This window comes from Butyricimonas sp. RTP31003st1_G1_RTP31003_210430 (assembly GCF_040920905.1).
GTDB lineage: Bacteria > Bacteroidota > Bacteroidia > Bacteroidales > Marinifilaceae > Butyricimonas > Butyricimonas paravirosa.
On sequence record NZ_JBCOSQ010000011.1, the window covers coordinates 86,599 to 96,774 of the forward strand.

Annotated in this window: 6 protein-coding genes; 1 reads left to right on the forward strand and 5 read right to left on the reverse strand. The window is 43.3% G+C overall.

The genetic code is table 11. The features are described 5' to 3' along the window. From purL to AB5542_RS05375, 3 genes are all read right to left on the reverse strand, one after another. On the reverse strand, positions 1-3,657 hold a 3,657-nt coding region (purL, locus tag AB5542_RS05365), incomplete at its 3' end, for a phosphoribosylformylglycinamidine synthase (RefSeq protein WP_368243009.1). Positions 3,658-3,743: 86 nt separating this feature from the next. Then, positions 3,744-5,057: an MATE family efflux transporter gene (locus tag AB5542_RS05370; protein ID WP_279041159.1), complete on the reverse strand. Its 1,314-nt coding sequence runs from the start codon at positions 5,055-5,057 to the stop codon at positions 3,744-3,746. Beyond that, on the reverse strand, positions 5,054-8,503 hold the full coding sequence (locus AB5542_RS05375) for an AAA family ATPase (RefSeq protein ID WP_279041161.1): 3,450 nt from the start codon (positions 8,501-8,503) through the stop codon (positions 5,054-5,056). The genes AB5542_RS05370 and AB5542_RS05375 overlap by 4 nt, the downstream gene beginning before the upstream one ends. 119 nt (positions 8,504-8,622) lie before the next feature. Between AB5542_RS05375 and AB5542_RS05380 the strand changes: the two genes are divergently transcribed. Further along, the gene (locus AB5542_RS05380; protein ID WP_270542116.1) at positions 8,623-8,925 is read left to right on the forward strand and encodes a Dabb family protein; all 303 of its coding nucleotides are present in this window, start codon (positions 8,623-8,625) and stop codon (positions 8,923-8,925) included. 92 nt (positions 8,926-9,017) lie between these two features. On the opposite strand, the gene AB5542_RS05385 is transcribed toward AB5542_RS05380, so the two are convergent. After that, complete coding sequence (locus AB5542_RS05385; protein ID WP_279041162.1) at positions 9,018-9,665, reverse strand: hypothetical protein; 648 nt, start codon at positions 9,663-9,665, stop codon at positions 9,018-9,020. A gap of 131 nt (positions 9,666-9,796) precedes the next feature. Then, positions 9,797-10,176, reverse strand: a 380-nt coding sequence (locus AB5542_RS05390; protein ID WP_368243010.1) for a transposase, incomplete at its 5' end; no start/stop codon positions are given.

Below are 10,176 nucleotides of genomic sequence, written 5' to 3' on the forward strand. Positions count from 1 at the left end.
TACAAACGCTTCAATCCACGGGCTGACTTCATCTTCCTTCCGATCCTCGGCATAATATGCCCAGTTCCACGGGTGAAGAGAACGTTCCAAGTGAGGCATCATTGCCAAGTGACGCCCGTCTTTACTACAAATAGCTGCCGTGGCAAAAGGTGATCCATTCGGATTCGCCGGGTAAGTGTCATGGCTGTATCGAAGTGGAATATTATATTCTTCCTGTCCGTAAGGTAATTGGAATTGTCCCTCTCCGTGAGCCACCCAGATTCCCAAACGAGATCCGACTAATGACTTCAATAACACGGAATTGCTCTCCACGACATCCACGCTCAAGAATGCGGATTCCAGTTTGTGGGATGCATTATGCAACATCTTCGCCTTCTCGCCATGTTCCGGGTAGACCAAGTCTAGCTCAACCATCAACTGGCAACCGTTACAAATACCCAAGCTCAAAGTATCTTCACGTTTATAGAAGTTTTCCAAAGCCACCCGAGCCTTTTCGTTATATTTGAAAGCTCCGGCCCACCCTTTAGCAGAACCAAGCACGTCCGAGTTCGAGAACCCGCCAACGAACACGATAAAATTCACGTCTTCCAAAGTCTCTCTTCCGGAAACAAGGTCTGTCATGTGAACATCCTTCACGTCAAAACCGGCCAAGTGCATCGCCCATGCCGTTTCCCGCTCGCACTGACATCCTTTCTCCCGGATAACGGCAGCTTTTATACCCGAAGGTTTAACACGGTTAACATCCAATCCATATTGGGAAAGCTTACCGCTGAATGAAGGTGCAAACTTGTATTTCAGATCATGATTCTTATAGTTTTTATATCTTTCAAGGGCCAACTCATTGCCACTCTGACGACGATCTAACAAATAAGATGTCTTAAACCACAAGTCTCTTAATGACGGAATATCCAAATGGAAGTTTTTACCGTCTTTCTTGATATTCAACTTTCCGGCCTTACCCAAGCGTCCCAAGAAATTGTAAGCCACTCCCGCTTCATCCAAGATAGCGGCAACCTTCTTGCAATCCTTAATCTGTACTAGTACACCCGGATTCTCCGCGAACAAGATCTTCACGATGTCCTTTTCAGCTAGGTAAGAAAAATCAATATCCAATCCCAAGCGATTATCGGCAAAACACATTTCCAACAAAGCCGTGATCATACCTCCGGCAGAAATATCGTGTCCGGCTAAAACATACCCTTCCTCAACCAAACGCTGTATTGCCATGAAAGCATTCACGAAATAATCGGCATCCTTTACATCCGGGGTCTCTTTACCTACCCGGTTCAACACTTGAGCAAAACTGGAACCTCCCAATTGCAATTTATCAAAAGAGAAATCGATATACACGATTTCAGAATCCTGATCCGGTTTCAGTACCGGAGAAACAATCTTCTTCACATCGGTAACCTCACCCACGGTAGAAATAATCACGGTTCCTGGGGCGTACACCTTATCCTTACCATACTTTTGCGTCATGGAAAGAGAGTCTTTCCCCGTCGGGATATTAATTCCCAACTCGATGGCAAAATCACTGGCAGCTTGTACGGCTTTATATAAACGGGCATCTTCACCGGCATTTTTACAAGGCCACATCCAGTTAGCAGACAAGGAAACACCTTTAATTCCCTGTTCGATAGGAGCCCAAACCAAATTCGTCAAGGCCTCTGCAATAGCCAATCTCGAACCGCAAGCCGGGTTTGCCAATGCCGCTACCGGAGCGTGCCCGATGGACGTGGCAATACCTCTTTCTCCTCGATAATCGAGAGCCATGGCTCCCAAGTCATTCAAAGGTAACTGTAAAGGTCCGGCGCATTGCTGACGGGCCACACGACCGGTAATAGAACGGTCAACTTTACTTGTCAACCAATCCTTACAAGCAACAGCCTCAAGCTGCAAAACTTGCTCGATATATTCTTCAACTTTATCTTCACTATATTCAACATCGGCGAAATGTTCTCTTTTGGTTTTATCCTCCATCACTGTTTTCGGGGGATTTCCGAACATATCCGTCATCTCCAGATCAATGGGTTTCTCTCCGGTTCTGGCATCTTCAAACACGAAACGATGATCTCCCGTGGTCTCCCCGATCACGTACATCGGAGCCCGTTCCCGATCAGCCACACGCTGCAAGGTTTCCACGTCCTTTGCTTTCATCACAAGGCCCATCCGTTCTTGGGATTCATTTCCCACGATCTCTTTGTCGGAAAGAGTCGGATCACCGACAGGCAATTTCTCCAAGTGAATCAATCCACCTGTTTCCTCCACCAGCTCGGACAAGCAGTTCAAATGTCCTCCTGCCCCGTGGTCGTGAATAGAAACAATCGGGTTTACATCGCTCTCGGCCATAGACCGGATGGCGTTACATACCCGTCTTTGCATTTCCGGATTGGAACGTTGCACCGCATTCAACTCGATAGCGTTGGCATATACTCCCGTATCCACGGAAGAAACGGCCCCACCACCCATTCCGATGCGGTAATTATCCCCTCCTAGCAAAACAACCTGTTCGCCAACCTCCGGGGTCTTTTTCATGGCTTGTTCTTTATTACCAAAACCGATACCACCTGCCTGCATGATTACTTTATCGTAACCATACGTCTTTTCGTGTTCCTCATGCTCGAACGTGAACACGGAACCCACGATAAGGGGTTGTCCGAATTTATTTCCAAAATCAGATGCCCCGTTAGAAGCCTTGATCAGAATATCTTCCGGAGTCTGGTATAACCATTTCCGAGGATCAATAGCCGATTCCCAAGGACGACCTGCCTCCAAGCGCGGATATGATGTCATGTAAACGGCCGTGCCTGCCAACGGAAGTGATGCTTGTCCCCCGGCGATACGGTCACGGATCTCACCACCGGAACCGGTTGCCGCCCCGTTAAAAGGCTCTACCGTGGTCGGGAAGTTATGAGTTTCCGCTTTCAATGAAATAACCGTGTTAATATCTTTTTGCGTGTAGAAATCCGGTTTGTCCGGTGTTGCCGGGGCAAACTGCACCGTGGCCGGTCCTTCAATGAAAGCGCAGTTATCTTTGTAGGCCGAAACAATCCGGTTCGGGTTCGTTCGGGAAGTTTTCTTGATCATGGAGAACAAAGACTCTTCTTGTTCTTCCCCATCAATAATAAATGTACCTCCGAAAATCTTATGACGGCAATGCTCGGAATTCACTTGTGAAAAACCGAAGACCTCGGAATCTGTCAACTGACGGTTTAATTTCTTGCTCAGACCTTCCAGATAAGAGATTTCATCTTCATTCAGCGCCAATCCCTCCTGTTGGTTATATGCCCGGATATCCTCGATATACACGATCGGGTCCGGTTTCTTGTCAATGGTAAACGTATCTTGATTCAGGCCCTTGTAAAATGCTTGAAGCATCGGGTCAAAAGCCGCTTTTTCATCTTCCACACGAGTAAACTCCTCTATCCGCAAGATACAGGAAATACCCATATTCTGAGTAATCTCCACGGCATTAGTACTCCACGGGGTAATCATTTCCCGACGAGGTCCCACGAAAAAGCTTTCCAGTGAATCGCTTTGAACTTTCTTAGCCCCACTGAATAACCATTCTAACTTACTTACATCTAAAGGATTTTCCGATTCTTTATAGTGTACGGCATACACTGTTGCATCTTTTTGATAGAATACTATAGCCATGTGTTTTATTTGTTTATTTTCAACTACACGTATTTGCACCGCGAATATAATAAAAAGCGGGCAAATAAACCTATCCGATCTTCAATTTATGATCTCAGACTTTGGAGATATTTTAAAGTGAACACCTTTCGGCTCCATAAAGTCTGCATAACCCCGCGTAACGCAAGGTAAACCAAGAAAGCCAACCATAACATATGATTATTCGTAGCCCCGGAAAAACAATAATAGATCACAAAAAAACTACCGGAAGCCACCAGCATGGCCCATAACATAAAACGGGTAGCCGTGGCCCCGATCAGAATTCCATCCCACAGAAAAGCAGCAAATCCCGCTAGCGGAATAGCAAGCACCCAGTAAAAATAATGCCCGGCAGTCTCTATCACGACCGTGTCATTCGTTAACAATCCCAAGAAATTCTCTCCTCCTATCCCGTACAATAACGTGAAAACCAATGATAAACCGACTCCCCAGCCGAACAATGCCTTCACCGCCCGTTTCAATTGTACCAAATTACAGGCTCCCACGTAACGCCCCAACAGAGCTTCCCCCGCGTATGCAAAACCGTCCATGATATAGGAAAACAAGGTAAACAACTGCATGAGCAATGTATTAACAGCCAGAATTACATCTCCTTGACGGGCTCCTGTTGAAGTAAAGAATGTTGTCACTCCGATCAAGCAAAGTGTCCGAAGAAATATATCCCGGTTCACGGCAAAAAAACGCCGCATAGCCATCAATTGAAGACTTCCTCTAAACGTGATCCGTCCCCGCAGTTCTTTGTAATTATAAAACCAAAGCCACCAAGCCATCATCACTCCTGAATATTGCGCAACAACTGTCCCCAAAGCCACGCCTTCCACCTTCATCCCGAACAAAAAGACAAAACAGGAACTACACACGATATTAATCACGTTCATCACAATGGCAATATACATCGGGTAACGGGAATTCTGCATTCCGATAAACCACCCCGTGAATCCGTATTGTGCCAACACCGCCGGGCCCCCCCAAATACAAATTCTAAAATAAGTGACCGCATATTGTTCCACCTCCGCACTTGTATCCAATAGTCGAAAAGCCAGCCGTTCTATCGGGTATTGCAGAATCAACATGGCCAAGGCTGAAAATAAACCGACACTCACCGCCTGCACAAGTACCCGTATTTCAGCATCTTTATCTTTCCGACCGTATGCTTGTGAAGTCAACCCACTGGTTCCCATTCGTAGAAAACCGAAATTCCAGTAAAGAATATTAAATAACAATCCTCCCACCGCGATGGCACCAATATAGGCTGTCGCCCCTAAATGTCCCACAATCGTCACGTCCACCAATCCCAACAAAGGAACGGTAATATTAGACACGATAGAAGGAATAGCAAGATGAAGTATTCTGCGATTCATTGCTTGTACCCGATTGTATTCCTTTCTGATGTCATACTATCCAACATGGCAGGCGTGAACATTTCAACATCCTGTTTCGTGACCGAATGTTTCACATCCACGTCATTCGCTTTCTTATTCTGTGCCAAGCGCTGTACCCGATTCCGAATCATCATCTCTGCAACTAGTTTGATTAACCGGGCACTGGCATGACTACGTTTTTTATTCGCGACAATATAAGAGATAAATTGTTCCATGTGTTGTTGAGCCGTTCTCGTCATCCGGGTATTATCCGTGGCAAGATCACGTTTCAATATTTCCATTAACTGATCAGCCGTATAATCCTCAAAAACAAGAATATTAATCATGTCAGAAACCTTTTCAACCTCGTCATTGATAATCTGACGGGGAGGATCTTGTTTCGCGTATATCACGTTATAAGCCCCCGGTTGTGTTGCCAACTGATTCACAAGAATCGCCCTTACCCGATCCCGGAAACCGGAAACTTCATTCAAACTACTGGAATCTTCATCGAAGAAAAATAACCCTCCTTTCGATTGTAATAGAGCCATACCGATACTTTGTATCGCATCTTCCTCGGTCAACCCGAGTAAACGTTCTACTTTAAAACTCGTAACCTCACTTTTATCTATAATCCCCATAGCTTTATAAATACGGGCTATAATCCGGGCAACCGTTCCTTTTCCCATTCCAGAGTTCCCGGTAAAGCACCATTGTAATGATACACGGGTATTCAGTTTCGTCCCTTGTTGATTATAATGACGAGCCAAATCCACGAAATCATGAATCTGTTTTTTGAGTTTCGTCTGTCCCACCATGTGATCCAGATCCTTCAAAGCTGAGGCAATCTCTTTCTCGTCGAAAGTATCTTTATAAGAATTGGGTAGCTCGGAAGTTGCCGTCGGAATATCCACGGCCATCAATGTCGTAATCTCCTTTCGGGTAAGTTCCCGCTCCTTCCTGATCTTCATGGTTCGAGCAGATAGGTTGTGAATGGCTTTATCCACCATCTTCTCGACAAATAAAGCATTTCCAAAGAATTTATCATGCTCGTTACATACTTGGGATACCAAGTTTTTAAATGCCTCTTTCGCTTTCGGATGCAGGGTATAATTCTTCTCTGCCACCTTCTGAATCGCTATTTCCAATAACTCTTCCGGCGTGTAATCGGAAAAATGGAAATGATACGGGAAAAGAGACTTCACTCTCGGATTTCCGGCCAGAGCTTTATCCATCGCTTCCGGGTCACCACTCAATATAACAATGGTATCTCCATTATCGGTAGGTGACAATTGCCCGAAAATGACACTCAATGCCGCAGCCCCCACATTATCTTGAAACAAGGTGTGAGCATCTTCCAAGAAAAGAATACCCCCTCTTGCCTGTTCGAAAATATACATGGCAATCTGTTGTGGAGGAATGGAACCATCACCGATAATTTCCCCCCTGCTCCTGACGGTCACCATAGAACTTTCCAGAATCCCGGCCGACTCGAATATCTCCCCAAGCATTCGGGCCACAGTCGTTTTCCCTGTCCCCCGATTCCCGGTGAACAGCATATGCAAAGGCGGAATCACATCCGCATAACCATGCTTTTGTCTTTCCCGGATAAAATAGATATAATTAATATAGCTAATCAAGCTGGTTTTTAACTCTTTAGATCCAATCATCTCATTCAATGCATCAACGGATTTACTCGGATCCGGTTGTTCCAGCGTTTCGATGTCTCCCACCTGAATCAACATCATATCTTCCTTTGTATGTGTACCCTTGTGATTTGCCATCAATCGCTTGGCCATCCGTGTCGAGGCATCATCCAATCGCTCTTCTATAAACCGACCATTAGAAAAGCCGGATTCCCTCACGGAACAACAATCCTTCAACATATCGGAGAACTTATCCTCAGCCTCCGGGGTAAACTTAAATTGTCGCTTCTCCAACATTTGATGAGTAATTTCCATCAATTCCTCTGCCGAATAATCATCAAATACAAATTGGTAAGGGAAACATTTCTTCACACCGGGAATTCCTTCTGTAATTGCCTGCAAAGCCATTACATCTCCCACCATGACAACCAACAAAGAAGGTTGCTCTTGCTCCAAAATTCCCAATAACACGGTAAAAATACGCATGGCCGGATCATTCGGGTCATTTGTCGGGTACAATTCATCTGCATCCTCAATCAACAGAATACCTCCGATACTCTTCGTGATAGCCTCCCGAATCAACTGTTCTTCCGCGGCCACTCCCGGACGGGTAAAATCCTCTCTCTTATACCGATGCACTTTACCATTTGATAGTACTCCCAAACGGTAAAACATCTCTCCCGTGATCTCGGTAACCAAATGTTTACCTGTTCCCGGATTCCCCATAAGGATCATATTCAAAACCGGAAGTTTATCGTTAAAACCGTTCTCTTGTCGCATTTTCACGAATTCTGCCAACTCGTACATCCGGGTAATTTCCTCTTTCACTTTACGCAATCCCACTAACTGATACAAACGGGATAGAGCCTCTTCCTTATCTTGTGGAGTTGAAGGTTCTCCCGCTACTTCATGTACCTGCCCGTTGATTCCGGCAATTTCGTCGGTAAAATTGTAGGGTAAATCCTGCTCCCCAATCGAAAACTCCAATTGAATCACAGGCTGATCAAAACACAATACTTCAACCCTATATTTCCCTTCTTCCCAAAAATTACTCAATCCTGCCCCTAAATCCAAGGCAAAACAAAGCAAACGCTTTCCTTCCCGGTTCGGAATGTAATAATTCCCTTTAGCTACTCGATTAGCTTTTAGTATTCCGTTAGCGTCAAACACATTAATCAAAAATTCATACGTCCATTCACTCGATAAAAAATTCTCTGCCACCAGATAGAACCGAACGTCTTCCAATCCTTTGGCTGCAAAGGCCTGATACGAGTGAGGACGCTGCACATCAGGAGCTTCCTCCACACATTTGTCAAACCCAATGTCCAACAATTGAAAATAATCCCGGAACAAATCATGCGGTTCCAACAAATGGATTTCATCCGACACCCCGGCTTGCCCGTTTATCATCACCTGTACCCGATAAGCTCCTTCTTGAAACCTAAAGTCTGTAAAGTCCTCGACAGAAAAAGCAGTTGAAAATTGAAAAACAGACTCCGTTTCGGGGATGGTAACTTTTCCTCCTTTTTGTGCCACCAGTACAGGTTGCTCTCCATGCATATATATCAAAGCCGCCACAATCTCCGCATCCCAAGCTTTTTCATCAAACTGTTTATTTATCACTTCCGTATCCACGAACAAAGTTTCGACCTCGTTCAAGCGGAAAACCGTACGATAATGCTTGTTTCCGGTAAAATCAATTACCTCGCTACAACTTGTGCGAATACTCTTGAACTTGAAATTTATATCTGTAGCAGTCTGATCTTTTGACGCTTTTGATTTTTTGGCCTTCTCCACCATAACTCGTTTGTTTTACATTTATTTTTCAATCCCCCCATCTGATCCTCCCTTGCATCCAAAATTAGTTTTATTTTTTATAAAAGACTACTTTTGCAACGTATTATTTAAAATCAAAAAGCATGCTAAAACATATTGTCATGTGGAAACTCAAGGAGTTTGCCGAGGGAAAAACAAAAGCAGAGAACGCATTAATCATGAAAGAAAGCTTGGAAAGACTGGTCGGGATCGTTCCGGAAATCATATCATTACAGGTCGGGATCAATGAAAAGGAATCCGATATGGCATACGATGCGGTCCTAATCTCCACTTTTGCCGATGCCGAAGCGCTCGCCCGTTATAAAGTTCATCCGGAACACGTGAAAGTCAGCGACTATTGTAAGAAAATCAGGGAAGGACGAGTATTTGTTGACTTCCATGAATAAAAAGATCAACTCTTTCATGCATTGGAGAACAGATCTAAAATAGACTTCAGGAGGGATGTTTAAACATAAAGTTTTGTCCCTCCTTTGTCAGTCTAAAAATTCATACCAAGACTATCCAAATACTTTTTATTTTCAACCGCTCTATTTATTGATTCTAATATAGTCTCACATAATATTTCTTCAGAAATTTCTTTACCTATATTAGTTGAATAAATTGGCTTTCCTTTTTTGTAATAAAGAAAATACTCTACTCCCCCCACACGAAATATTTTAAAATCTTTTGAATCAGCCTCTCGTAACCTCTCTGGAAACCATTTTATAATATCCCCCCAATTTTCTGAAAATCTACTTAAAATCCAAGTATCTTCTTTTCTTTTCGCTAGCATACTATACTCTAAACATCCATCTTTTGAAATGGCAAAATACAAGTCATTTGACACGACAAGACTCTCTCGTATTTTTTCTGGAGAAGGATCCTTGTAAAAAATTGCAGTATCAAAATCGTAATATGGTAATAACGTAACATCTGTGCTATCTATGTTTAAAATTGCGGTAAAAGAAAATGGAGGTTCTATCGTCCTACTCTTTCCTATAAATTCTAAAACCATTTCTTTGATTTTACTTATAGCATTCATTTCATTACTAGTCAACGGAACACCTAATCCATGAGTTTTTTTATTATCACTTATTGCATTTGAACAATTGAATAATAAAAAAGCAATACAAATGATTTTTTTCATAAATAAGCTATTTATATTAATAATTCTGTGAAAAATCAAATCCTTTATTTCAACTATTTTCCATATTGCAACTATATAGGAAAATTTTCACACACAATTTACGAATAAAAATATAGAAAACAATAAAAATCTTATCGTTTTTTAGAATCAAGATTATAAATAGGATATTTATAAATATCTGCATTTTGGGCTACCGTTCCCATGAGTAGTATGACGGCTTGGGGGTTTGGCATGGCCCCCCTCATGTTGATGACCCTCTTGTAATCCCTGTTCAGCCTTTCGATCCAGTTGGTGGTGTAAATCATCCCCCTGATTTCCCTCTCGTACTTGAAGTAGGTGAAATAGAACCTGTACCTGTCGTGGCAATATCTTTTCAACACGGGATAACTCTTCTGCCACCTGGCAATAAACTCTTTAAATTTTTCGAAAGCTTTTTCCGGGGAGATCTCCCACTGGTCGGGAGCACAGATCTGTTTAAGTTCTTCCATGACCTGTTTCTTGTCCCTGGGCT